Genomic DNA, 454 nt, shown 5'->3' with positions numbered 1-454 from the left:
CCTCAGTCGGTGCCGTGAAGGCTGCGCCATTCAGCGTGAAGCTCTTAGCACCACCGTCCGCATCCGCACCAAAGTCAAACGTAAAGCTGCCCGCCGCCGTCGCATCCGTGCTGTTGCCAGCCACCACACTCAGCGGATCACCAATGTCCAGCGTCGGGATGTCGTCAACAATGTTCACCTTCATCTCAACTTCAAAGGTGTTGCCCACAGCATCCTTCACTAGCAAGGTCACCGTGTCAGCGTTCGCTGCCTCATCCGTGCCCGTACCCGTGTGGGTATGCGTGCTCGTCAGAACGTACGTCAGTTGACCATCAACGTCACGCACTTCACCGTACGTACCCTGGGTCACCACGCCAGCAAACTCAAAGCCCGTCGGAATCGTCACCAGCGCAAACTCACCACCTGCCTTCGGATCGCCATCGACCAGGCCCGACTCATTGACCGTCACAGCCTG

1 protein-coding gene is annotated in these 454 nt (G+C 58.8%); it reads right to left on the bottom strand.

Annotation, left to right across the window (positions count from 1 at the left end):
- The coding region (locus VRY85_RS14880) for a hypothetical protein (RefSeq protein WP_414599383.1) at positions 1-454 on the bottom strand (454 nt) is incomplete at both ends.

Origin of the sequence: Achromobacter sp. F4_2707 (genome assembly GCF_047501535.1) — a bacterium.
Taxonomy (GTDB): Bacteria; Pseudomonadota; Gammaproteobacteria; order Burkholderiales; family Burkholderiaceae_B; genus Yanghanlia.
The sequence above is the reverse complement of the archived record's forward strand: the minus strand, read 5'-3'. Positions and strand labels throughout refer to the sequence as shown.